The sequence below is a fragment of the Jeongeupia naejangsanensis genome (assembly GCF_016865585.1).
Taxonomy (GTDB): Bacteria; Pseudomonadota; Gammaproteobacteria; order Burkholderiales; family Chitinibacteraceae; genus Jeongeupia; species Jeongeupia naejangsanensis.
The window spans coordinates 14,142-35,932 of record NZ_JAESND010000016.1 but is presented as its reverse complement, the minus strand read 5'-3'; the positions used below and the strand labels follow the sequence as shown (position 1 = coordinate 35,932).

At 62.4% G+C, this 21,791-nt stretch carries 25 protein-coding genes; 20 read left to right on the top strand and 5 right to left on the bottom strand.

All coding sequences use genetic code 11. The features are described 5' to 3' along the window. Position 1 precedes the first annotated feature (1 nt). Positions 2-1,915 carry a DNA mismatch repair endonuclease MutL gene (mutL, locus tag JMJ54_RS18725; protein WP_203540053.1) on the bottom strand — a complete coding sequence of 638 codons (1,914 nt, stop codon included), beginning with the start codon at positions 1,913-1,915 and terminating at the stop codon, positions 2-4. A 224-nt stretch (positions 1,916-2,139) separates the two neighbouring features. On the opposite strand from mutL, the gene JMJ54_RS18720 reads away from it, so the two are divergent. From JMJ54_RS18720 to speG, 4 genes are all read left to right on the top strand, one after another. Then, positions 2,140-4,044, top strand: coding sequence for a hypothetical protein (locus JMJ54_RS18720; protein ID WP_203540052.1), 1,905 nt, complete (start codon positions 2,140-2,142; stop codon positions 4,042-4,044). A gap of 103 nt (positions 4,045-4,147) precedes the next feature. Then, a complete protein-coding gene (locus JMJ54_RS18715) occupies positions 4,148-4,543 on the top strand; it encodes a hypothetical protein (protein ID WP_203540051.1) in 396 nt (131 codons plus the stop codon). A 113-nt stretch (positions 4,544-4,656) separates the two neighbouring features. Continuing rightward, entirely contained in the window at positions 4,657-5,097 is a 441-nt protein-coding gene (locus tag JMJ54_RS18710) for a PACE efflux transporter (RefSeq protein ID WP_203540050.1), read from the top strand. A gap of 11 nt (positions 5,098-5,108) precedes the next feature. Further along, a complete protein-coding gene (speG, locus tag JMJ54_RS18705; RefSeq protein ID WP_203540049.1) occupies positions 5,109-5,639 on the top strand; it encodes a spermidine N1-acetyltransferase in 531 nt (176 codons plus the stop codon). Positions 5,640-5,644: 5 nt separating this feature from the next. On the opposite strand, the gene JMJ54_RS18700 is transcribed toward speG, so the two are convergent. After that, on the bottom strand, positions 5,645-6,562 hold the full coding sequence (locus tag JMJ54_RS18700) for a LysR family transcriptional regulator (RefSeq protein WP_203540048.1): 918 nt from the start codon (positions 6,560-6,562) through the stop codon (positions 5,645-5,647). A 115-nt stretch (positions 6,563-6,677) separates the two neighbouring features. Between JMJ54_RS18700 and JMJ54_RS18695 the strand changes: the two genes are divergently transcribed. From JMJ54_RS18695 to JMJ54_RS18680, 4 genes are all read left to right on the top strand, one after another. Then, complete coding sequence (locus JMJ54_RS18695; RefSeq protein ID WP_203540047.1) at positions 6,678-7,427, top strand: SDR family NAD(P)-dependent oxidoreductase; 750 nt, start codon at positions 6,678-6,680, stop codon at positions 7,425-7,427. Between the two features lie 768 nt (positions 7,428-8,195). Next, positions 8,196-8,495 carry a hypothetical protein gene (locus tag JMJ54_RS18690; protein ID WP_203540046.1) on the top strand — a complete coding sequence of 100 codons (300 nt, stop codon included), beginning with the start codon at positions 8,196-8,198 and terminating at the stop codon, positions 8,493-8,495. 96 nt (positions 8,496-8,591) lie between these two features. Beyond that, the gene (locus JMJ54_RS18685) at positions 8,592-8,900 is read left to right on the top strand and encodes a hypothetical protein (RefSeq protein ID WP_203540045.1); all 309 of its coding nucleotides are present in this window, start codon (positions 8,592-8,594) and stop codon (positions 8,898-8,900) included. 84 nt (positions 8,901-8,984) lie between these two features. Next, a complete protein-coding gene (locus tag JMJ54_RS18680; protein ID WP_203540044.1) occupies positions 8,985-9,428 on the top strand; it encodes a YdeI/OmpD-associated family protein in 444 nt (147 codons plus the stop codon). A gap of 109 nt (positions 9,429-9,537) precedes the next feature. Here the strand turns inward: JMJ54_RS18680 and JMJ54_RS18675 are convergent, their stop codons facing one another. Continuing rightward, a complete protein-coding gene (locus tag JMJ54_RS18675) occupies positions 9,538-10,269 on the bottom strand; it encodes a helix-turn-helix domain-containing protein (RefSeq protein WP_203540043.1) in 732 nt (243 codons plus the stop codon). Between the two features lie 116 nt (positions 10,270-10,385). On the opposite strand from JMJ54_RS18675, the gene JMJ54_RS18670 reads away from it, so the two are divergent. Genes JMJ54_RS18670 through JMJ54_RS18660 form a run of 3 tightly spaced genes read left to right on the top strand, consistent with a single transcriptional unit; the run spans position 10,386 to position 14,626 of the window. Beyond that, entirely contained in the window at positions 10,386-11,150 is a 765-nt protein-coding gene (locus JMJ54_RS18670; RefSeq protein WP_203540042.1) for a hypothetical protein, read from the top strand. Positions 11,151-11,162: 12 nt separating this feature from the next. Beyond that, positions 11,163-13,313 carry a bifunctional acyl-ACP--phospholipid O-acyltransferase/long-chain-fatty-acid--ACP ligase gene (gene aas, locus JMJ54_RS18665; protein ID WP_203540041.1) on the top strand — a complete coding sequence of 717 codons (2,151 nt, stop codon included), beginning with the start codon at positions 11,163-11,165 and terminating at the stop codon, positions 13,311-13,313. Positions 13,314-13,315: 2 nt separating this feature from the next. Continuing rightward, positions 13,316-14,626 (top strand): MFS transporter, encoded by a 1,311-nt coding sequence (locus tag JMJ54_RS18660; protein WP_203540040.1) that lies wholly within the window; start codon positions 13,316-13,318, stop codon positions 14,624-14,626. Between the two features lie 998 nt (positions 14,627-15,624). On the opposite strand, the gene JMJ54_RS18655 is transcribed toward JMJ54_RS18660, so the two are convergent. Next, positions 15,625-16,188, bottom strand: a complete 564-nt coding sequence (locus tag JMJ54_RS18655; RefSeq protein WP_203540039.1) for a hypothetical protein — start codon at positions 16,186-16,188, stop codon at positions 15,625-15,627. After that, the gene (locus JMJ54_RS18650) at positions 16,178-16,354 is read right to left on the bottom strand and encodes a hypothetical protein (protein WP_203540038.1); all 177 of its coding nucleotides are present in this window, start codon (positions 16,352-16,354) and stop codon (positions 16,178-16,180) included. Before JMJ54_RS18650 ends, JMJ54_RS18655 begins: the two co-directional genes overlap by 11 nt. A gap of 287 nt (positions 16,355-16,641) precedes the next feature. On the opposite strand from JMJ54_RS18650, the gene JMJ54_RS19660 reads away from it, so the two are divergent. The 9 genes from JMJ54_RS19660 (at position 16,642) to JMJ54_RS19320 (ending at position 21,321) form a co-directional block, all read left to right on the top strand. Continuing rightward, on the top strand, positions 16,642-16,863 hold the full coding sequence (locus JMJ54_RS19660; RefSeq protein ID WP_373310166.1) for an IS66 family transposase zinc-finger binding domain-containing protein: 222 nt from the start codon (positions 16,642-16,644) through the stop codon (positions 16,861-16,863). A gap of 33 nt (positions 16,864-16,896) precedes the next feature. Next, on the top strand, positions 16,897-17,214 hold the full coding sequence (locus JMJ54_RS19480; protein WP_275411153.1) for an IS66 family transposase: 318 nt from the start codon (positions 16,897-16,899) through the stop codon (positions 17,212-17,214). 125 nt (positions 17,215-17,339) lie between these two features. Next, positions 17,340-17,636, top strand: coding sequence for an IS66 family transposase (locus JMJ54_RS19655; RefSeq protein ID WP_373310165.1), 297 nt, complete (start codon positions 17,340-17,342; stop codon positions 17,634-17,636). After that, the gene (locus JMJ54_RS18635) at positions 17,518-17,847 is read left to right on the top strand and encodes a transposase domain-containing protein (RefSeq protein ID WP_465262094.1); all 330 of its coding nucleotides are present in this window, start codon (positions 17,518-17,520) and stop codon (positions 17,845-17,847) included. Before JMJ54_RS19655 ends, JMJ54_RS18635 begins: the two co-directional genes overlap by 119 nt. 601 nt (positions 17,848-18,448) lie before the next feature. After that, positions 18,449-18,907: a hypothetical protein gene (locus tag JMJ54_RS18630; protein WP_203540034.1), complete on the top strand. Its 459-nt coding sequence runs from the start codon at positions 18,449-18,451 to the stop codon at positions 18,905-18,907. Positions 18,908-19,045: 138 nt separating this feature from the next. Continuing rightward, positions 19,046-19,873 carry a BON domain-containing protein gene (locus JMJ54_RS18625; protein WP_203540033.1) on the top strand — a complete coding sequence of 276 codons (828 nt, stop codon included), beginning with the start codon at positions 19,046-19,048 and terminating at the stop codon, positions 19,871-19,873. Positions 19,874-20,188: 315 nt separating this feature from the next. Further along, the gene (locus JMJ54_RS18620; protein WP_239000207.1) at positions 20,189-20,347 is read left to right on the top strand and encodes a DUF3309 domain-containing protein; all 159 of its coding nucleotides are present in this window, start codon (positions 20,189-20,191) and stop codon (positions 20,345-20,347) included. 380 nt (positions 20,348-20,727) lie between these two features. Next, the gene (locus tag JMJ54_RS18615; protein WP_203540032.1) at positions 20,728-20,913 is read left to right on the top strand and encodes a CsbD family protein; all 186 of its coding nucleotides are present in this window, start codon (positions 20,728-20,730) and stop codon (positions 20,911-20,913) included. A 63-nt stretch (positions 20,914-20,976) separates the two neighbouring features. Beyond that, on the top strand, positions 20,977-21,321 hold the full coding sequence (locus tag JMJ54_RS19320; protein ID WP_239000206.1) for a hypothetical protein: 345 nt from the start codon (positions 20,977-20,979) through the stop codon (positions 21,319-21,321). Positions 21,322-21,791: the final 470 nt, after the last annotated feature.

The following is a 21,791-nucleotide window of genomic DNA, read 5'->3' as shown; positions in this document are numbered from 1 at the left end:
ATCACTGGCCGCGCATGAACAGCTTGTCGAGGTCGTTCATCGTCAGCCGGAACCACGTCGGCCGGCCGTGGTTGCACTGGCCGCTGCGCTCGGTGACTTCCATCTCGCGCAGCAGCGCGTTCATCTCTGGAATCGTCAGCGCCCGATTGGCGCGCACCGAGCCGTGGCAGGCCATCGTCGCGAGGATCTCGTTGCGCCGGCCGGTGAGCACCTGGCTGGCGCCGACGTCGCGGATGTCGGTCAGCACCGATTTCGCCAGTTCGACCGCGTCGGCGTCCTTGAGCAGCAGCGGCACGCCGCGGATTGCCAGATGCGTCGGCGACTGCACCGACAGATCGAAACCGAGCTGGGCCAGCGCTTCGCCATGGTCCTCGACCGTGGCGACGTCGAGCCGGTCGGCCGGGAACACGTGCGGGATCAGCAGCGGCTGGGTCGGCAGCTTTTCCAGATCGAGCGCGGTCTTGAGCTTTTCGTAGACGACGCGTTCGTGCGCTGCGTGCATGTCGACGACGATCAGCCCGTCGGCGGTCTGCGACAGCACGTAGACGCCGTGCAGTTGCGCCAGCGCAAAGCCGAGCGGCGGAATGCCGGCGTCGTTATGCGCGGGGAAGGGCGTGGCCGAATTCGGTGCACGCGGGGTCGCCACGGACTGGAACGCGAAAGGCGTGTCGACCTGGGCGAGTTCGTCGCTGGACTGCGGCGAGCCGCTGCCAGCATCGCGCAGATCGCCGAACATCTTCTCGTACAGCGCCAGTGGCTCGTTCGCCATCGGCAGGGGCATCGGCTGCTGGCTGTACGCGCCGCGTGCGGCGAAGTCGGCGTAGGTCTGCGGCCGGAGCACCGGCGACTGGCCGGCCAGCGGCGCCAGTACTTCACCGGTCTCGGGATCGACGTGCGCTGGCGCGGATTCGGCGGAGGCCATGCCGGCCTTGGTGTCGGCGAGCGCCTTTTTCAGCGAGTGCAGCAGGAAGCGGTACACCGCCTGCGATTCGCGGAAGCGTACCTCGATCTTGGTCGGGTGGACATTGACGTCGACGCCCTCGGGTTCGAGGTCGAGGAACAGGCAGTAGGCGGCGTGGCGGTCGTGGTGCAGCACGTCGCGGTAGGCTTCGCGCAGCGCATGCTGGATCACCTTGTCGCGCACGAAGCGGCCGTTGACGAAGAAATACTGCGCGTCGCGGCTGGCCTTGCCCAAGGTCGGGCTGCCGGTCAGTCCGTGGATGCGCAGCGGGCCGGCGGCTTCGTCGATCGCGATTGCGCTGGCGGCAAATTCGTCGCCGAGAATCGCCGCAGCGCGCTTGGCCAGATCGCCGGCCAGATAGCGCTGCTGGGCGCGGCCGTTGTGCGTCAGTGTGAACTGCTTGTCCGGATTCGCCAGCGCCAGCCGCTGCACCATGTCGGCGCAGTGCGCGTACTCGGTGCTGTCGGATTTGAGGAATTTGCGCCGCGCCGGCAGCTGGTAATACAGGTCGTGAACTTCGATTGTCGTGCCGACCGACAGCGCCGCCGGCTCGGCCTCGGTCAGCCGGCCGTGGTCGGCCTCGACCCGCCACGCGTGCACGCCGTCACGTTCACGGCTGGTCAGCACCAGCCGCGATACCGACGCGATCGACGCCAGCCCTTCGCCGCGGAAACCCAGCGTCGCCACGCGCTGCAGGTCGTCGAAATCGCGGATCTTGCTCGTCGCGTGCCGGTGCAAGGCCAGCGCCAGATCGTCGCGACCGATGCCGATGCCGTCGTCGATCACCTTGATCAGCTTGGTGCCGCCCGCCATCAGCTCGACGTTCAGATTGACCGAGCCGGCGTCGATGCTGTTTTCGAGCAACTCCTTCAGCGCGTTCGCCGGGCGCTCGACCACCTCGCCGGCGGCGATCTGGTTGACGAGGGTATCGGACAGGACCTGGATGCGGGGCATGGCTGGGTAAGGCAAGACAAAACGCCATGATAACAGTTGCTGTTTCGCCCATCGGCCCACTGCCGCCTACGGGATGGACGCCACGCGGTTCTTTGTAGTTTATGTTCGTGCGATTGATGGCTTTGTAGACAAAATAATGAAAGTAATCTTTCATTATTCTTGATTTTTCTTGATTTGTTACTATGGCCGCCAAGCAAAACAAGCCTGAAAAAGGGGAGAAAACAATGAGTGCACGATTGAAGCTCGGCGTAGTTGCGGCCGCACTGCTGGCCCTGACCGCTTGTGGCGGCGGCGGTGGTGGTGGTGGTGATTCGCCGACGCCGCCGGTCGCTCCGGTCGCCAATGCTGGCAAGCTGAACGGCAGCGCGGCAACCGGCAGCGCGCTGTCCGGCGCGACGGTGACGCTGAAGGACGCCAACGGCAAGACGCTGACGACGCAGACCAACGCCAAGGGCGAATACAGCTTTGACACCAGCGCGCTGGCCGCGCCGTTCATCCTCAAGGTCGAGGGCGGGACGATGGTCACCTCCGGCTTGCCGAACCGGACCGTGCTGTACTCGATCGCGATTCCGGGCGAGGCGACCGCCAACATCACGACGCTGACGACACTGATCGTCGCGCAGTTGGGCAAGCAGCTGCCGCAGGACGCGTTCGCCGCCTTCAGCGGTGCACTGCTGAAGGCGGCGAAGAGCACGGACAGCGTCGTTGCCGCCAACAGTGCGGTGCTCGATTACCTGCTCAACACCCTCAAGCTCGATGCCCGGAGCATCGGTAACCTGATTACCGCGAAACTGGATGCGACCGGCGCCAACGATCCGTACGACCAGATGCTGGAAAAGGCGCGTCAGGTTGAGCCGAACATCGCCAATCAGGCGGTGGCGCTGGTGAAAGCGCTGACCGGTACGGTCAAGATCGACACGGCGAACGAAACGCTGGGGCAGTGCATCGCCAGCCTCGATTTGCCGGCCGACCTGAAAACGGTGGCAACCGACGGCAGCGATTTTGCCGTGTACACCTGGGACGGCCAGAAGAAGGTCGACTGGAGCGGCGCACAAAACTATAAGTCGGGCTGGTTCGGCGGCATCCAGAAGACCTACTTCGGCATGAACAGCGAGCCGGTGACGGTCGATGGCCGGCAGATGCTGCAGTCGATGGACGAACTCATCGTCCAGGAAGACAGCACCCGCTACACGCCGGGCGCGTTGAAGACCCAGTTCCCGTTCTCGTTCAAGAACTACACCTATACCTCGCTGGACCGCCGGCAGCCGATGGGCTGGCGCGAGGAGCAGTACGACCAGAACGGCAAGTTCGACAACTACTGGCTACAGAAAACGCCGCAAACCGGTGCCGCGTTCGACCAGCTGTTCGAACTCAAGCCCGGGACCACGGCCCGTAACAGCTACACGCGCAAATCGCTCGGCAACTGGTACGCGAACGGTGCGATCACCGAGACGCAGGACGAGGAGGTGACCTTCATCGGCCGCGAACAGGTGCAGACGCTGCTGGGCAGCTTCCAGGCCTGCAAGTCCGAATACAAGGTCAAGGCGACGCAGCTTGATGCCAACGGCCAGCTGACGCTGAATGCCACCTGGACCGAGACCAAGTGGCACGTGCCCAAGCTCGGCTACGTCAAGCGTACGACCGGCAGCCAGGAAAACGACAGCACCGGCAAGGTGCTGTACTACGAGGACAGCCGCAGCTACGAGCTGGCCGGCGCACGCCGTCAGGGCAAGCGCTACGGTGCTTACGACCTGTGGTTCGGCATCCAGACCGGCACCACATCGACCACCGCACAAGCCGGCAGCCAGTGCGACTACAGCGTGAACGGCTATACCGTCGGCTTCAACTGGCTGGTCAAGCCGGACGGCGACGGCAAGTCGGCGCAGTACCGGACCTGGAACGGCAGCACGATCGCCATGCTGCCGATCACCTATCCGGGTTCGACGACGCTGAACAATTTCAAGTCCTCGTCGGGCGGTGATGTCACGCTGTCTTACTCGCAGCAGCTCGACTTCAACGTCACTACCGGCGTGCTGGGCGGCAGCTACAGCCGCACCGAGCAGTACACCGGGGCTGGTAGCTGCACCGGCCAGTACAACTACCGGATTGATGCCGCACGGCTGCTCTAAGCGCCCGATTCGTTGAGCACAACGCCACCTTCGGGTGGCGTTCGTGTTGGTGGGCGCATTGCGGGCATCTGGCACAATGCGCTTTTGCCGACCGGTTCCGCACGTGTCCAATCCCCTGCCGCTTTTCACCGACATTCCCCGTTATGGCGCCGACGACGACACCGAACAGGCCTGGCAGTGGTTCCACGCCGTCTGCCAGCTGGTCGCGGCCGAGCTGGCGGCGCAGCGTCCCGGTACGCTGGCGCTGGTCGACGACGGCGACGAAGTCTACTGGCTGACCGAGCAGAACGGTTTCCGCCATCTGGCGTGCGCGCCGACGCATGACGGCGAAGTCGTGATCGCTGCCGCCGCGCGGGTGGCCGATCTGGCCGGCTTCGGCGTCGACGAACTGAACTACAAGCGCGAGACGCTGACGCGCTGGCTGATGGACCAGACGACGATGCGCGTCGGCGACGCCCGCCTGCTGCGCTTGCCGCCGGTTCAGCGCAACGACGATTGAATCACGCCCGGATCCGGCGTCGCAGGTTATCCATCTGAATAACCGATGGTTCCTGACTGGATCAATATTGCTCGGCGGATAGACTGGGGCCTTCATTCACGAAGGAGACCACTGTGCGCAACGTCGCCGACCGCATCCGCCATGCCCTGATGTTCGAGGTGTTTGGTGTGCTGCTGGTGATTCCCTACGGCTTCCTGCTGTTCGATCTGCCGCCCGCCAAGATGGGCGTGATCGGCGTGGCCAGTGCGCTGGTCGCCACGGTGTGGAACTACATATACAACCTCGGTTTCGACCGGCTCATGCTGCGCCACGCCGGCACGACGCGCAAAACGCTGCGGCTGCGCATCGTGCATGCGCTGCTGTTCGAAGGCGGCCTGCTGCTGATCCTGCTGCCGGCGATGGCGCTCTATCTGCAGATCAGCCTGTGGCAGGCGCTGGTGATGGATCTGGCCATCGTCGTTTTCTATTTGGTCTACGCCTTCGTGTTCAACTGGGCTTACGACTGGGTGTTTCCGGTCGCCGAGCCGGCACTGCCCGCCGTCAAGGCGGCCTGAAGGAAATGACCATGCCGAATACATTGCGATTGCGCCCGCTCGAGCGCGACGACCTGCGCTTCGTCCACGCGCTGAACAACGATGCCGGAGTGATGCGTTACTGGTTCGAGGAACCGTACGAAACCTTTGCCGAGCTGACCCAACTGTACGAGCAGCACGTGCATGACCAGCGCGAACGCCGTTTCGTCGCGGTCGATGCGGCGGACCAGCCGGTGGGGCTGGTCGAGCTGATCGAGCTCGACTACATTCACCGGCGCGGCGAGTTCCTGATCATCATCGCGCCGGGGGCGCAGGGCCGCGGTTACGCGACCCGCGCCACCGAACTGGCGATCCGCTATGCGTTTTCGGTGCTGAACCTGCGCAAGCTGTATCTGGTCGTCGACGTGTCGAACAAGGCGGCAATCCATATCTACGAGAAGTGCGGCTTCAGCATCGAGGCCGAGCTGGTCGAGGAGTTCTTCAGCAACGGCCGTTACCACAACGTGCTGCGGATGTGCCTGTTCCAGTCGGACTATCTGGCCGCCCGGGCTCAGCCGGCCTGAGCGTCTCAGCCCGGCCCGAGCCGCAGCGCGCTGGCGACGAAATCGCTGAAGGCCCTGACCTTGGCCGCCTGCGCGCGGGCGCGCGGATAGACCAGATGGATCGGCGGGCTGGTCGCCACCCAACCGGGAAGCAGCCGGACCACGTCGCCGCTGGCCATCTCGGCGTCGAACAGCCAGCTCGGCGAGTAGGCGATGCCCATGCCGGACAGCACCGCGCTGCGGATGACCTCACTGCTGTTCGACTGCAGGTTGCCGCGCACGCGGATGGTCTGCGTCGTCCCGGCCGCAACGCCGGCGTTTTCACCGGCGGTAAACAGCCAGGCATTGCCGGCGCTGAGCTCGGTGTAGACGAGGCAGTTGTGCCGGGCCAGATCGGCCGGGCTGCGGGGCGCCGCCGGCAGCGACGCGAGGTAGCTGCGGCTGGCCAGTGCCATCCGGTACGAGGTGCCGATGCGCCGCGCGATCAGGCTGCTGTCGCCCAGTTCGCCGATCCGGACCGCGACGTCGACGCCCTGTTCGACCAGATCGACAAAGCCGTCGTGCAGGCGCAGGTCGATCGAGACGTCGGGATGGGCTTCGAGAAAACGCTGCACCAGCGGCATCAGCTTCAGCCTGCCGAAGCCGACGGCGGCGGCGACGCGCAATGGCCCGCTCAGGCGCTGTTCCCCCTGCCGCAATCCGGCTTCGAGTTCACTTACTTCGGCAACGAGCCGCCGTGCCTGTTCGAAATAGTGTGCACCGGCCTCGCTCAGCGCCAGAGCCCGGGTCGAGCGGTTCAGCAGGCGCACACCCAGCGCGTGTTCGAGCGCGGCGATCTGCTTGCTGATGGTGCTCTGCGTGGTGTGCCGTTCGCGCGCCACGGCCGAAAAACTGCCGGTTTCGACGACGCGGACGAAGGTGTGCATGGCTTGAAGCCGGTCCATCGGTATCGTCCATCAAGTCTGTTCAGGAATGAATGATAGGCGATCCGGCCTTCTTATCGGTTTGACGGGAATGGATGAAGATCGGCATCACCATCCGACCCCGAGGAGCAACACCATGAACAAGCCCGTCGTCCTGATCACCGGTGCACTGACCGGCATCGGTCGCGCCACCGCCATCGCCTTTGCCCGTGAAGGCGCCCGGCTGATCGTCAGCGGCCGTCGCGACGCGGCCGGCGCTGCGCTGGTGGCCGAACTGCACGCGCTCGATGCCGAAGCCGAATACGTCCATGCGGACGTCCGCAACGAGGCCGACGTGCAGCAGCTGGTGGCCCGCGCCGTTGCGCGTTTCGGCCGGCTCGATGTCGCGGTCAACAATGCGGGGGTCGAAGGAGAATCCGGCCCGCTGACCGGACAGACCGTCGACAACTACGAGGCGACGTTCCGGACCAATGTGCTCGGCGTGCTGCTGGCGATGAAGCACGAGCTGGCGGTGATGTTGCCGCAGGGCAGTGGCGCGATCGTCAACCTCTCGTCGATCGTCGGCCAGGTCGGCATGGCCGGTGCCTCCGTCTATGTGGCGAGCAAGTTCGCCGTCGAGGGGCTGACCAAGAGTGCCGCACTCGAAGCGGCGCCGCATGGCGTCACCGTCAACGCCGTCGCACCGGGACCGGTGCGGACCGAGATGTTCGAGCGCTTCACCGGCAACGATGCGGCCGTCCAGACCGGCATGCTCGCGTCGCTGCCGAACCCGCGCGCGGCCGACGCCGACGAAATCGCCCAGACGATCGTCTTCCTCGCCAGCGGCAAGGTCCGTTACCTGAATGGCCAGAGCGTGGCGGTCGACGGCGGTTACACCGCGCGCTGACCCGCCGACACGGTGACAAAAAACGCGGCCGGGTGCCGCGTTTTTTTCATTGAGCCGATGCAGGGTCTCCGGCAAGGCGGGGGGACGGCCGGATGCTGCAGGCCACAGCCGGCGTACCTCAGTAGTGCCGTGACGTCGGGCCGCCCGAGGACCAAAGCGCAACGCCTCCGCAACATAAAATGGCTGACTGGTTATGAATGCTGCGTAAGGTAAGTCGTGTCAGTATTATCGAGAAAAATCTGCGGATCTGCTTTGTAAGGTTGTTGAGAAACTATGGACTTTGATGACGTTGGGTTAAACGTAACAGTATTGGCATGCTGAAGCGTGGGAAAAGCCGACAGCAGTGAGGGTAATGAAGTCGCATATATCAGTTCGTCAGAAAATACGCTTTGTGTCGCTCTCTGCCGAGTTGGTCCACAACATAGTGAAAAGCCAGCTTCAACGAAAGAATGACTAAGTTCCGGGCATGGCTCCCTATGAAGAACTTTTGCCTGAGCTGCGTTGAACCAGGGGTCATGCTCACGGTAATTTCATCAATCAATCTGGATCGGCCAAAGTCGGCCTGTTATTTGAAACGTTGGCGCGTTTGTATTTTCAACATTCAAACCATTGCACGACTGCTGGGTTCTTCCGGCCGGTGCCTGCGCGGGTTTTCTCACGTTTGGTAATGGATGGGACAGGAAAAACATCGCAGTCGTATTGAATCGAACGGGGTGTTTTCTTGGGTGAGTGCAAGTGCAGTGCATCATTCCGAACTGCGGGCGTAGCATGAGTGAAAGTGTTGTGGAAATTGGGAGTGTGCAGCTAAAAATCGGTGATGTTGAAAAATTTTGGGTTGATCACGAGTCAGGGAAGGACAGGGCATCCAGGCTTTACTACCAGGAAAACAACTACCTTGGTAGCGTATTTGAATTGCTTGTTGCGGGGGTGGTCAATTATTTTCTTGCGCGAAAGAACAGAAATTCATCGGCAAAAAAATATCTGCACATCAAGGCCGGCAAGAATGAGTATTGCTTTTCAGAAGACGAGGTCAATATCAATGAGGTTCTCGGAAAACTGAAAAAGTAACGCGGGTTCGGCGACGCATATTTGATGCGCCGGATGTTTCAGCCGGTCCGGGTGGCTAACGCGGGTTCGCTATTTTAAAAAGCGGTAGGTGGCAGGGTGTCAAAAATAAAGCGAGTAATTTTCATTAACGTGCTTGCGGCATTGGTTACGGCTGCTTATTGCGTTTTTACTCATAGATACTCCGGGAAAAGCATTGCGAATGTCGGGGTTGTTGTCGGGCTTCTTGTTGTCGCCATTGGCTTCATCATCAAAAATGATGCGGGTTATGGTAACGAGAACAATCGATATGGCGCAGAAAGCGTGCGCGATACCATGCAAGGATTCTGGGCCGGACTCTTGGTGGTGTTTTCCGGAATATGCTGGATCGTCTTGACCATATCGGCCGCGCTGTACTTTAACAAATAGACCTGACCTGTCACTCAAGCGGAAGTGGCGATGCCGATTTCGAAATCCAAACGTTAGGCCACGCGACGATTCTCAGGTGTAACGATGAAACTGCAAGCACAAGTCATCCCCTCGGGCAATGCAACCGCGGTCGAAATCCCGGAGGCCGCGCTGGTATCGCTTGGCGGTGGCGCCAGGCCGGCCGTTTCGGTCACGATCAACGGCCACACCTGGCGAACTCGTGTCGCGCGAATGCGGGGCATGTGCCTGATCGGCATCAGCACCCGGAACAGAGCTGGGGCGCGAATCGCGGAGGGCGATCACGTCGAGCTCGACATTGCGCTGGACGAACTGCCGAGGGAGGTGCCGGAGCCACCGGACTTGAAGCGTGAACTTGATGCGGACCCGTCCGCGCGTTCGGCATTCGAGAAGCTGCCCTTCGGGCTTCGGCTTAAGCATGTGCGCCAGCTTGAAGAAGCCAAGTCCGCGGAAACGCGAGACCGGCGCTTGGCCAAGCTTCTTTCCGAGCTTCAAGCGAGTGCGGCCTGACCCTTCCATTACAAGGGAGCCGCCAGCGGGCTTCGTACCCCTTTGGTTGCGGCCATCCCGGGCAACGGCGGTCCGGCGCAAGCGCCTGTCTGCCCCTGCCCGCAACACCCTAGCGTCGCAAGGCGGTGAACGCAGCCGGCTCCCAGTCCCGCATCGCACACAGCAAGCCGACCCCGTGACGCTCGGCCAGCGGTGCATCGCGGCTGTCGTCGTGCAGTTCTGCCAGACGCTGGCGCAGCTTGCGCAATTCGGCTTGCAGCATGGCCACGGCCGACGGCGTCAGCATGGCGTGCGAGAACGCCAGCGTCTCGGTGTCCGCATCGAAGGGACTGCCAAGGAATTCCCCCATGCCTTGGCGCAGGAAAAACATCCGGATCGGGCCTTGCGGCAACCAGTCGAAATCACGGGCGACGTTGAGGCGGACCCGGTCGCCGGGCAGCAGATCGATCATGCGGAGCCGGTCGAGGCGGGCCAGGTGAACGACGATCTGCGGCACCGTCAGGGCGTAGGTCCGGGTGATGTCGGCGACGGTCCAGTGGTTCAGCACGCACACGGCGACCAGCAGCAGCTGTTCGTCGGCGACGAGTTCCCGCTCTTGCGCGGCATCCAGCAGGTGCAGCCGGCCCCGAGTCTGGGCTGCCTCGTGGGTCAGCTCGGCGAGGGTGAAACCGAGCACCCGGGCAATATCGGCCAGCCGCTCGAGCGTGAGCCGTCCGCTGGCGAACAGCCGTTTCACGCTGGGTTCGGCCAGCCCGAGCTTCCCGGCGAGGTCGCGGTAGGTCAGTCCCTGCAGTTTGAGCTGTCGTTTGATCGTCGCGATCAACTGATCGGTTTCGTGCATATGGAAAGTATCAAAAATCGATACCTTCAATGCTAACTCATGCAACTTTTCAGGAAGAAGTTTCCGTATGCGATATGTTCACCGATGCTGTGCGCATTCCTCCCCCGGAGCCACCCATGTTGCGCACACTGTCCCCGATCCTCGTCACGCTGGTCCTCGTGCTGGCGGGTCTCATTCATGGCCCGATTCCCCAATTGCCCGATTACCACGCGTTTGCCGACCAGAGCCGCCACTTCGGCATTCCGCATTTCGCCGATGTCGTGTCCAACCTCGGTTTCCTGCTGGTCGGGCTCTGGGGATTCGTCCGGATTGCCCCTTACCGTGAAGAGGTCGCGCTGGCGCACGGCTGGCCGGGTTACCGGCTGTTTCTGTCCGGCCTGCTGCTGACCAGCATCGGTTCGACCTTCTACCACCTCGCGCCCGATGACGCGCGTCTGGTCTGGGACCGCTTGCCGATCGCGCTGGTCTGCGCCGGCTTGCTGGCTGGCGTCTGGGGAGATACCCACCAGCGCGACGGGCGAATCCTTACCCTTGTCCTCGCAGCCCTGGCGGTCGCAAGCGTGGCGTGGTGGTGGATCACCGGCCTGATCGGTACCGGCGACCTGCGGCCGTATCTGCTCCTGCAGGTGCTGCCGATCGTGCTGGTACCGATCTGGCAGTGGGGCAGCAACCGCCGCGACCGCATTTGCTTCGGTCTGGCGCTGCTGCTGTACGGCGTGGCCAAGCTGGCCGAGCTCAACGATCACCTGATCGGCTCGGTGCTGTACCTCACGGGCCACACACTCAAGCATCTGTTGGCGACGCTGGCAGCCGCCAGTATCGTCGCCGGCCTCGAGCTGCGGATTGCACATGCGGTCGCGTTTGTTCCGGAACAACGATAAGGAAGGAAGATCATGCTCAGAAGCCTGTTGCAATCGGTGTTGAAGGTGCTGTTCCGTGTCGGGTTTCGCTGCGATCCCTCGGTCTTCAACAACCCCAAAACCCTGATCGTCGCCAACCACGAATCGCTGCTCGACGGGCTGCTGCTGGGCCTGTCGCTGCCGGTGAATCCGGTCTTCGTGGTGCACACCCAGGTGGCCCGTCATCCGCTGTTCCGGATCGGCCTGCGTTTCGTCGATCATCTGGCCGTCGACTCGACCAGTCCGCTGGCGATCAAGCAGATCGTCCGGCTGGTCGACACCGGCCGCCCGGTGGTGATCTTCCCCGAGGGCCGGCTGACCCGTACCGGATCGCTGATGAAGGTCTACGACGGTGCCGCCTTCGTCGCCGCCCGCACCGGTGCGGTGGTGGTGCCGGTCCGCATCGACGGCACCGGCCGCAGCTATTTCGGCCGGCTGGCCGGCATTTATCCGCGCAAACTGCTGCCCAGGATCACCATCACGGTCCTGCCGCGCCGGTCCATCCCGATGCCCGACCTGCCGTCGGCCAAGCTCCGCCGCCGCCGCACGGGCGAGCTGCTGCGGGCCATCCTGCTCGACATGCTGGTCGCAACCCGGCCGCAGCGGACCCTGTTCGATGCCTTCCTCGACGCCAAGGAAAGCTTCGGTGTGAACTACAAGCTGGTCGAGGACGTCCGGCTGCAGGAAGAGTCGTACGGCTCGCTGCTGAAAATGACCCTCGGCATGCAGCGGCTGCTGTCCCGCATCACCACCCCGGGTGAGGTGGTCGGCGTCCTGACGCCCAATGCCGCGCCGACCCTGGGGCTGATCCTCGCCCTGAGTGCCGGCCGGCGCGTTCCGGCAATGCTCAACTACACCGCCGGCCAGGACGGCTTGCGTTCCGCATGCACCGCAGCCGGCATCCGGTCCATCGTCACCTCGCGCACCTTTCTGGAGAAAGCGCAGCTGACCGCGCTGGTCGAATCGCTGCCGGGGATCACGGTGCATTACCTCGAGGACCTGAAAACGCAGGTCCGTTTCAGCGATAAGCTCTGGATCCTCTGGCACCTGTGCTTCGCCCGCTGCGCCGCGCTGCCGCAGTCGCCTGAAGACCCGGCGGTTGTCCTGTTCACCTCGGGGTCGGAGGGCAAGCCCAAGGGCGTCGTGCATTCGCACCAGTCGCTGCTGTCGAACGTGGCGCAGGTGAGGGCGGTGGCGGATTTCACGCCGCTCGACAAATTCATGATCGCGCTGCCGATGTTCCATTCGTTCGGGCTGACCTGCGGCGCGATCCTGCCGCTGGTGTCCGGCTGCAAGGCCTTCCTTTACCCGAGCCCGCTGCATTACCGGATCATTCCCGAGGTGGTGTATGACCGGGACTGCACGGTGCTGTTCGGCACGTCGACCTTTCTTGCCAACTACGGCAAGTACGCGCACCCCTACGACTTCGGCCGCTTGCGCTACGTGGTTGCCGGCGCGGAAAAGCTGGCCGACGACGTGCGCAAGCTGTGGATCGACAAGTTCGGCATCCGCATTCTCGAAGGCTACGGGGTGACCGAGTGCGCGCCGGTGGTGGCGGTCAACGTGCCGATGGCCTGCAAAATCGGCAGCGTCGGTCAGTTCGTTCCCGGCGTCGAGACCAGGCTCGAGGCCGTGCCGGGCATCGACGAGGGTGGGGCGCTGCACGTGCGGGGGCCGAATGTCATGCTGGGCTATTACCTGTTCGACCAGCCGGGCCGGATCCAGCCGCCGCAGTCGATGGGGCCGGGTTGGTACGCCACCGGCGACATCGTCACGATCGACGAAGACGGCTTCGTCCATATTCGTGGCCGCCTCAAGCGCTTTGCCAAGATCGCCGGCGAGATGGTGTCGCTCGAAGTGGTCGAGCAGCTGGCCGCTGCCGCCGCGCCGGGGCATGTCCACGCCGCCTCCAGCCGACCGGATGCCGCCAAGGGCGAGGCGCTGGTGCTGTTCACGACATCGCCGGCACTGAACCGCGACGCACTGCTGGCCGCCGCCCGGGCCGGGGGCGCCTCGGAGCTGGCGGTGCCCCGCGTGATCAGGCTGCTCGAGGCGATCCCGCTGCTGGGCTCGGGCAAGACCGACTACGTGCAACTGAAACAGCTGGCGGCCGATACCGCGGCGCCGGCATCGATCGAGGCCTGATCATGAGCAATTCTTTCTCGCTACTCGCAACCCGCCGCTTCGGCCCGTTCTTCGGCACCCAGTTTCTCGGCGCTTTCAACGACAACCTGTTCAAGAACGCGCTGATCGTCCTGCTGACCTTCCATGCGGCGCAGTGGACGACACTGGCGCCCGAGCTGCTTGCCAATGTCGCAGCCGGCGTATTCATCCTGCCTTTCTTCCTGTTCTCGGCGACGGCCGGGCAGCTGGCCGACAAGTACGACAAGGCACTGCTGGCCCGGCTGGTGAAGGTGCTGGAAATCGGCATCGTGCTGATTGCCGGCGTCGGCTTCCAGCTGCACAGCCTGCCGGTGCTGCTCGGCGCGCTGTTCCTGTTCGGCCTGCATTCGACACTGTTCGGTCCGGTCAAGTACGCGCTGCTGCCGCAGCACCTCCGCGACGACGAACTCGTGGGCGGCAATGCGATGATCGAGGCCGGCACCTTCGTGGCCATTCTGGTCGGGACGCTGGCGGGCGGGCTGCTCGCGAGCATGGACAGCCTGTGGATCACGGCCGCCTGCCTCGCAACGGCGGTCGCTGGCTATCTGGCGAGCCGCGGCGTCCCGGCTGCACCGGCGCCGGACCCGGCGCTGCGCATCAACCCCAATCCGTTCTCCGAAACCTGGCGCAACATCGGCTACGCCCGGGAGGATCGCAAGGTGTTCCTGGCCATCCTCGGCATTTCCTGGTTCTGGCTGTTCGGCGCGCTGCTGCTCGCCCAGTTTCCCGCCTACGCGCGCAGCGTCCTGGGCGGCAGCGAGACCAGCGTCACGCTGCTGCTGGCGACGTTCACCTTCGGCGTCGGCATCGGATCCCTGCTGTGCGAGCGGCTGTCCGCCGGGCAGGTGAAAGCCGGTCTGGTACTGCTGGGGGCCATCGGGATGCTGCTGTTCGGCCTCGACCTGTCGTTTTCCTCTCCGGCCCGACCGGCAGCCGCAACGCTCGGCCTGCAAGCGTTGCTCGCGGTACCGGGCACACCGAGGGTACTGGTTGATCTGTTTGCGATCGGCCTGTTCGGCGGGCTGTTCATCGTGCCGCTGTACGCGCTGATGCAGTTGCGCGCGAATCCGGCCCACCGTGCCCGGGTCATTGCCGCCAACAACATCGCCAATGCGCTCTTCATGGTGGCCGGCGCACTCCTGGCCGCAAAACTGCTCTCGGCCGGATACACGATTCCGCAACTCTTCGGCTTCGCTGCGGTCGGCAATGGCGCCATGGCGCTGCTGATCGTACGGCTGGCGCCGGGGAGTCTGGGGAGGTTGCGGCGGCGGCTGCCTACTACCGGTCAAGGATGAACAAAGTCAGGGCTGGCGGACGCCAATCGGTGTACGCCGGCGCACCGCTTGGCGTTGCGAGCTCGGCGGAAGCCCACCGGTCCGGTTCATCGGGGGGCGCCTGATCCGGGACTATCCCCCGCGTGTGCGGGGCAGCCCCAAGCCATCGGCCATTTTGCATGGTTTGTCACTTGGTGCAGCCCTGCATGTCGTTCAGCGGCATTTGGGGTGATTCCGAAATCGAACCGGATCTACCCCCAAAGTTACCCCCATGTACCCCCGGATTCAACGGGAAGAGTTTGGACGGGGCTGGAAACAAAAAATCCCCCGGAAGCTAGGCTTTACGGGGGATTTCTGGACTTCCTAGGACGCCCTAGGAAGGGTGACTGGTGCCGGGGTCGGACTCGACTATGGGGCGCTTAACCCGCATAAATGCTGTATTTGTTGTTTCTAGATTTTCATCCGTATCCCTAAGCGTATACCTAAAAGTGTTCGGTACCCCTTCTTTCGGGGCTGTTCAGGGCGGGTTTTCGGGACGAAGGGTGACACCCGTTACACCTCTACGGGACTAAGGCGTATTCAATTTTTATATGATGTATGAATGATGGCTTGCGTGTCCGGATGAGGGGGCATTGCGAAACCGCACAGGCAGGTGTGCCGGCTTGCCAGTCGAGTCGCCGCATATCGGCAGCAGGCAGGGCCGACAGGCCGCGATCGCCGGATTGCCGGACTCGAACGTCATCGACCTGCCGTTTTTTCGGTCTCCGATCCAGTTCAGACCCTCCCCTATGTTTTTTCAGACGTGTTGAAGAGACGGCTGACTACTCGGTCTAGAAGGAGGGCGCCCAGCCTTTTGACGTCCCCCCTTGATCCGATGATGACCTGACCATTGCCCGAGCCTATCGGGTGGCCGTGTTAAGTCTGTTAACTGTTAAGCAATGCCCGGCAACCGGAAGTCAGCAGACCTGCGCGGCCACGTTACCCGTGAGGGCCACCCCGTCCGGAAGGACCCATGCCCCTCAAGGCATCGGGGACAGGGTGGCCGTAGCCTGATGGTAGAGCCTTGCTCCGGGGCGGTCGGCGGAGACGGCGATGAAGCCGCTATGCGTCGGCGTGACGACGCGCAGGATGGCATGGCCGGGGCAGACGAGTTGCCAGAAGTCGAAGCGCTCGGTCACCGGCAGGACATAGCGTCGGGCTTCGTCCAGCAGCAGGGTCAGGAAGTCGGGATCCTGTCCTGCCAGTTGCCGTATCAGGTCGGCTGTTTCGGTGTCGCTGGCGTCGTAATGGTCGGCGACCTGCCTGGTGATTTCCCGCCACAAACCCCAGTCCTCTTTCGTCAAAATCGCTGCGCGAAGGGTGTCCTGCTGGCCCGCCCTCAGCAGGCCTTTCCCCGACTCCGTCGATTTGGTGGTGTCACACGTGTCACAGGTGTCACATCGTTGATTCATAAGGGTTTTTGTCGTGACACCGGGGGTGTCGGCACGTGTCACAGGTGTCACGCCTTCACCGGTATCGGGCGAGGAAGAGATAGGATCCAACCCGTTGATCCAGTTGAAGAAATGGCCCTGTTCAGACGTCATCGTCGCCGCCCATCTGCCACAGCGTCGGCAGTACGACGTAGACCCTTGGCGAGCCCATGCCGGGCAGCCGTTCGGTCTTCGAGGCCTTGGCTCCGTTGCCCGGCAACAGCACACCCAGAGCGAGCAACAGCCGGTTTGCGCGCTTCAGGTCCAGCCCCTTGAGCACTTCGCTGGCTCACGAGTTGGGCAGCAGGTAGTAGGTGGTCTCGATGTGCTCTGCTCCAATGGCCTTGCCAAACTCACAGATCAACTTGGTCTTGCGGGCGCCGTAGCGGGGACAATGTGCATCCAGCCATTGGTGGGCCAGTCGGTCGTCGCGGCTGATCCAGGCTTTGTCGCGGCACGGATGATCCGGACAGCCGTTGAAATGAGATACCGCCCGTGGCCGGAGCGAAACGTCCCCCCCGCCGATGGAGTTTGGAAGCGAAGCTGCATATCGTTCGCGAAACGCAGATGCCCGGCAACTCGATCACCAGGAGGCACGCAAGTACGACGTCAACGACAACCTGCTTTTCGACTAGCGCAAGCGCTATCGGGAGGGGCGTCTGCGGCGGCACGCTTGAACAGCTCGGCGAGGACGTAAGTGAACAACTGGAAATCGTGCCGGCCCGCTTCAAGGTCATCCTCCATGTGCGCCCCCGGCTGGTCTGCACCTGCTGCGACTGCGTCGTCTAGGCCGCTGCAGCCAGCCGGCCGATCTCGCGGGGCTTGCCGGGGTCCGGTTTGCTGGCGCATGTGCTGGTGAACAAGTTCGGCGATCACCAGTCGCTGTACCGGCAGCCGGAGATCTACGCCCGCGAGAGCGTAGAGATTCCGCGTCCCACCTCGGTCGGCTGGGTGGGCGCCTTGCTGCATCCGCTGGTGGAGGCCCTACGGCAGCACGTCATGGCCGGCGGGAAACCGCACATGGACGAAACGCCGGTGGCGATACTGATGTCGGGTAACGGTTCCTCCAGTGCCGGGCGCATCTGGACCTACGTGAGGGATGACAGGCCCGCCGGATCGCAGGATCCGCCTGCGGCCTAGTATGCTTGGAGTCCGGGTCGGGCTGGCGACCATTCGCAAGGCCACCTGGAACACTACTGCGGAGGCCTGCAGGCCGATGCGTTTGCCGACTACAACGCGCACTATGCTACGGACGAATTACGGAGGTGGGCCGCTGGGCGCATGCACGGCGAAAGCTCCACGACCTGCACGCTAGCCCGCCGACGGTGTTTCCGGCGGAAGTGCTGCGGCACATCGGCGAACTGTATGCGGTGGAGGCACAAGCCCGGGGCAGGCCACTGGCTGAACGGCTGGTGTTGCGACGGCAAATGCAGCCAACCGCTGCTGGCCGGTCTCGCATGCTGGCTGAAGGAAAGCTTGGCGCTCATCTCGCGCAAAAGCGATGCAGCGACCGCGATCAACTACACGCTGAACCAGTGGGCTGCGCTGACGCGCTACGCTAAAGACGGTCTTCCCGAAATCGACCACAACATCGCCGAACGCGGTGTGGCCATGTACTGCATGATCGGGACATGCATGCTGAACGGAATCAACCCCAAGGTCTACCTGACCCACATGCTCGACCGCACCGCGGATCACCCAGTGAATCGCGTCGACGAACTGTTGCCGTGGGTCGTTGCAGACCTGCTTCCACGTACCGGCACACTGGACTGAGTGTCGGCATGCTCGTCAAGGCAGTTCAGGACGTACGCTTACGAAGTGCCCGCCGATCCCGGCAACCCGGACGGCAGTGTGCCCCGGCAACCAGCGGAATGTGGGTGGGGCGGCAAGCAGGTTGGCCTGCGTGATACTGCACACTCGCCATCCCGGATCGATCCGCTGGCAGTGGGAGAGTAGACCCGGCGGCCAGATGAGCGGATCGGGTTGGCCAACTGTGCCCTAGAGTAGAGACGTGTTGAAGCGTCCCCTGAAGGGATGACGATACGGTGTGGTCTTCAGACGGCTAGCACCGGCTAAACGGCGAAGGGCCGCGTTTTGATGAACCGATCCAGTTCTGGGTGAAGTGGGCTCTGCTCTCGAGACGCACAGCCCCTTAAGTCTCGTAACGCAACTTATTTGAGCGTCTGATCGGCCAAGGTGAGGTTAGGAAATCTAGGGCAGCGAAATCACGAACCGCACGTGAAATGCTTTCCATGATTTGAGCTCCTTAAGCTCGCCAGCGCACAGACGCGGACACTGTCCCCTCGCATTGTTGACGTGTGACAGCCAACTCGATCACCGCAATCTCGCGACGAGGGTTTGGCCGGAGGTCGTCATGAACAACTCACACAGAGAAAAGGCAGAACAGCTTTTCACGAAACCAATGGGACCAAGCCCGACGGTCGGTATTGGCAGCGCCGAACCAGTATTTACCCGCTCTGAACACATGCCCGATTTGAAGCCTACTGCACCGGAAGTGTGTTACTTCGCTGCACATAAAACTTCCTTGCATGGGCCACAGCAGACGTTGGGCAAATCCCGGCGGATTGCTGAAGATGGTATCGAACCGGTGAGTCAGTCGGCCGGCGCACTCCTGTCGGACCGGCATTTGTCAGCTTGGCCGCAGCAAGTGGGTGCGGCAAAAATGGCTTGGGATGATCTGACCGAGTACGAGCTGCTGAAATCCGGCGGTCACGAGCGGAAACTGGCGGCCCTGCTGCAACGGCGCTATGACATGAGCAGCGGTGAAGCCGATGGGATGGTCAAACGGTTCTTTGAAAAACATCACGGCTGAAGCCACGCCGTGCGGATGCGGATGGTTGTGCCGGATACGGCACTTCTATCTGCCGTCGAAGCATCACGCATACGCTACGCGGCGGCTCTGACGGAGCTTGCTGGCAGGTGGCGGTGCTTTGCCGAGTGAGGCAAATCCATGAATATGCAAACCGGAAAACGGACCATTGTCTCGGGTATCGCCCTGGCGATCCTGATGATGAATGGCGCAGGTGCCGTGGGCGCCGCGGCACAGACTGCCGAAGATGCCCGCCAGGAGGCCCAGATCTGGACTTCCTATGCCCTCAATCCCTATTTGCGCGCCAATGACCTCAAGGTCTCGGTTGTCGAGGGTATGGCAACGCTGACCGGCAAGGTCGACGAAGGCGTCAACAAGGATCTGGCGAAACAGATCGCGCTGGGGGTTCCGGGCATCAAGGAGGTCGACAACCAGATCGTGATCCAGTCCGGGTACGTCCCGCCGGCACGGTCGTCTTCCCGAAGCTATGGCGAGGCGGTGGATGATGCGACGATCACGACAGCAGTCAAATCAAAGTTGCTGTGGAGCAAGTACACCGACAGTCTGGCCACCAGCGTTGAAACCAAGTCGGGCCGAGTAATCCTGACAGGGACGGCCGATAGCGTTGCAGCCCGGGAACACGCGGCCCGGCTGGCGATCAACACACGCGGTGTACAGTCGGTCGACAATCGTCTGGTGGTGACGAAAACCAATCCGGTGACGATCGGCAGCACGGCTTCCGCAGCCGGACAGGACATCTCCGATAGCTGGATCACTACCAAGGTGAAGTCGACTTTCCTGTATTCGAACTACATCGATAGCGGCAATATTTCGGTCAGCACAAAGAACGGCAACGTCACGCTGGTCGGCAAGCTCGATAGCGGTGCGGAGCGATCGCTGGCACTGGAACTCGCCAAGAATGTGCGTGGTGTCAAAAGCGTTGAGTCGAAGGGACTGACGGTGCACTGACACGCAATCGGATCGATGAAGGTATATCGCCGCCATCCTGGCGGCGATTTTTCGTTTTCATGGGACATGGTCGGGCCATGACCGCAGCCCTTGCGGCTTGTGTTCGCCAGCGCACCGAGTTGCACCGGGCATGCGCCTACGCTGGAACTGTGCCGGCTGTGGTCATTCGTTGCTTGTGCCGCCGCCGCAGTTCGTGACCGTTGTGGCCATGATTGTTTCAAACCGAAGGGAGTTCGATTCTGCTTGGCCCCGGCCTTGCCAACTTCAGTACTGCGAAGCGGATGAGTCGGCTCGCTGGTGACCTAGGAGAAAGCCATGAGCTTGGGAACCATTTTACTGATCGTGCTGATCCTGTTGCTGATCGGGGCGATTCCGAGTTGGCCGCACAGCAGGAGCTGGGGCTATGGGCCCAGTGGTTTGCTGGGTGTGGCCGCCATCGTCATCCTGATTTTGCTGGTCATGGGGCGATTATGAGCGGTCGGGTGCCGGATGCGGCTGTCTGACGTGACGGTCTGATCGACAGTTTCTGTTGGATTGGCCCATGTCGCCGCCCGTGGTGACATGGGCCGGCGCTTGTCCTGCACGGCGCGGCCGGCTGATTGCATGTGGTGGCCCGAGCACCGATTCCCGTCAAGGCCCGGCGCTCGGGCGCGACAGAACCAAGACTTTCAGCTAGGTGCGATAGCGTACAGATTCCGGGGTGTTTGGCGTGCAGACTGGGTGCATGGAGTAGAGCGGCATTCAAAGTACATGGGTCATTCGCGTGGATCTCGGCGGCCAGACGATAGTTGGATTCCTCACCGAGAAGGAAAGGCGCATTCAAGGCCGTTCCATCAATCGACAGGCAGGTCATCATGAACAAAGATCAAGTGAAAGGTGTCGCCAAGGGCATCGCGGGGCAAGTGCAGGAACAGGCCGGCAAATTGGTTGGCAGCAAGTCCCAACAAGCCAAAGGACTGATCCGGCAGGCCGTCGGCAAGGCCGAAAAGAAACTGGGTGATGCGGAAGAAGTTCTGAAAGATTCAGCCCACAAGCATTAAGCAGTGCGCAGTGCGCTCGCCCTCCGGCGGGCGCACTGCTGTGCGGATCAAGGCAATCGGATCATGTACGAATCCAGACATCAACCACCTGTCTCCCGGGGACGCTTCATCCGTCGTTTGCTGGGTCACTTGCTGGTGGCCTTGATTTTGCTGCTTGGTTCTCTGGGTCTTGGCATGCTGGGTTATGTACGCTTCGAACACCTGAGCTGGGCCGATGCCTTCGTCAATGCAGCGATGTTGCTGGGAGGCATGGGGCCGGTCAACCCGCCGCAATCGCTTGCAGGCAAGATCTTTGCAGGTTGTTATGCGCTGTATGCGGGGCTGGTGTTCATCGTAACTGCGGCTTTGCTGTTCACTCCGGTTTTCCATCGGCTGATGCACCGGGTTCATTGGGATGACGAACCCTGATATGGGGCTATCCGGCCCGGTTTCGCCTGAATATTGGATAGGAGTTCATCATGCGTGCACTTGTTTATGAAGGTTCAGGGCGAATTTCGCTGCAGCGGAGTCCCTACCCTCAGATTGAAGCACCCACCGATACCGTGCTTCGCTTGGTTAAAACGACGATCTGCGGCACTGGCCTGCATATCGTCAAGGACGACGTGCCAACGAACCCGGGCGCTACTAACTCGCCCTTGGCCCTGAAACTGGGGGCAGCTCAGCCTAGAGCGCTCACTGGCAGTGGAGTTGGCGAAGAATGTAAGTGGCGTCAGAAGCGTTCAGTCGACTGCACGGACCACGTATTAGCCTTGGCTGATCAATGAATATGTATTGCCATAACGGCCGCGAGCCGTGTGGCGGTTTTTTTACTGGATCGCTGCGTGGTTCTGAAGCGTACTGCGCTAGCCGTTTAATTGAGTCGTGTGTGCGTCAGCGCA

Bases quoted from the DNA above. Each gene is read 5' to 3' on its own strand.
- JMJ54_RS19660 (WP_373310166.1), top strand. From the start codon at position 16,642: ATGCCCGGCAACTCGATCACCAGGAGGCACGCAAGTACGACGTCAACG.
- JMJ54_RS19320 (WP_239000206.1), top strand. From the start codon at position 20,977: ATGTACGAATCCAGACATCAACCACCTGTCTCCCGGGGACGCTTCATC.
- mutL (WP_203540053.1), bottom strand. From the start codon at position 1,915: ATGCCCCGCATCCAGGTCCTGTCCGATACCCTCGTCAACCAGATCGCC.
- JMJ54_RS18620 (WP_239000207.1), top strand. From the start codon at position 20,189: ATGAGCTTGGGAACCATTTTACTGATCGTGCTGATCCTGTTGCTGATC.
- JMJ54_RS18660 (WP_203540040.1), top strand. From the start codon at position 13,316: ATGAGCAATTCTTTCTCGCTACTCGCAACCCGCCGCTTCGGCCCGTTC.
- JMJ54_RS18670 (WP_203540042.1), top strand. From the start codon at position 10,386: ATGTTGCGCACACTGTCCCCGATCCTCGTCACGCTGGTCCTCGTGCTG.
- JMJ54_RS18615 (WP_203540032.1), top strand. From the start codon at position 20,728: ATGAACAAAGATCAAGTGAAAGGTGTCGCCAAGGGCATCGCGGGGCAA.
- aas (WP_203540041.1), top strand. From the start codon at position 11,163: ATGCTCAGAAGCCTGTTGCAATCGGTGTTGAAGGTGCTGTTCCGTGTC.
- JMJ54_RS18680 (WP_203540044.1), top strand. From the start codon at position 8,985: ATGAAACTGCAAGCACAAGTCATCCCCTCGGGCAATGCAACCGCGGTC.
- JMJ54_RS18625 (WP_203540033.1), top strand. From the start codon at position 19,046: ATGAATATGCAAACCGGAAAACGGACCATTGTCTCGGGTATCGCCCTG.
- JMJ54_RS18695 (WP_203540047.1), top strand. From the start codon at position 6,678: ATGAACAAGCCCGTCGTCCTGATCACCGGTGCACTGACCGGCATCGGT.
- JMJ54_RS18720 (WP_203540052.1), top strand. From the start codon at position 2,140: ATGAGTGCACGATTGAAGCTCGGCGTAGTTGCGGCCGCACTGCTGGCC.
- JMJ54_RS18675 (WP_203540043.1), bottom strand. From the start codon at position 10,269: ATGCACGAAACCGATCAGTTGATCGCGACGATCAAACGACAGCTCAAA.
- JMJ54_RS18700 (WP_203540048.1), bottom strand. From the start codon at position 6,562: ATGGACCGGCTTCAAGCCATGCACACCTTCGTCCGCGTCGTCGAAACC.
- JMJ54_RS18655 (WP_203540039.1), bottom strand. From the start codon at position 16,188: ATGACGTCTGAACAGGGCCATTTCTTCAACTGGATCAACGGGTTGGAT.
- speG (WP_203540049.1), top strand. From the start codon at position 5,109: ATGCCGAATACATTGCGATTGCGCCCGCTCGAGCGCGACGACCTGCGC.
- JMJ54_RS18630 (WP_203540034.1), top strand. From the start codon at position 18,449: ATGAACAACTCACACAGAGAAAAGGCAGAACAGCTTTTCACGAAACCA.
- JMJ54_RS18690 (WP_203540046.1), top strand. From the start codon at position 8,196: ATGAGTGAAAGTGTTGTGGAAATTGGGAGTGTGCAGCTAAAAATCGGT.